The 353-nt window shown below is 69.1% G+C and carries 1 protein-coding gene; it reads right to left on the bottom strand.

The genetic code is table 11. From position 1 onward, the window contains the following. Window positions 1–353 (bottom strand): surface lipoprotein assembly modifier (locus AB4Z32_RS27915; protein ID WP_442125041.1); only part of this gene is annotated, 353 nt, incomplete at both ends.

Raw genomic sequence — 353 nt, forward strand, 5'->3', positions numbered from 1 at the left:
GCCTTGTAGTCTCCCTCCAGCTTGACCAGGGTCGAGGCGCCGACCACGCGGCTGACCTCGGCATGCAGACCGGGGGCCTCGTACAGACGCTCGGCGCCCAGCGTGCCGACGTCGAGCGACGGCGCGACGCCGAAAGCCAGCTTGGCCGTGCGATAGTCGAGCCCGGCCTGGGCGACGAAGGTGGCCTGGTTGTAGCGTCCCTCCTCAGGATAGAGCTCGCCATAGGCCATGCCGCGGAAGGTCAGGCCGCCCGATCCGCGCAACGGCAGCCGGCGGTTCAGGACCGTCTCGAAGTTCACCGTCGCCGCGCCGACCGGATCGGGCGTCTTGCGATCGAAGAAGCAGATCCCCTC

Origin of the sequence: Massilia sp. 2TAF26, from assembly GCF_052115005.1 — a bacterium.
Lineage (GTDB): Bacteria > Pseudomonadota > Gammaproteobacteria > Burkholderiales > Burkholderiaceae_D > Telluria.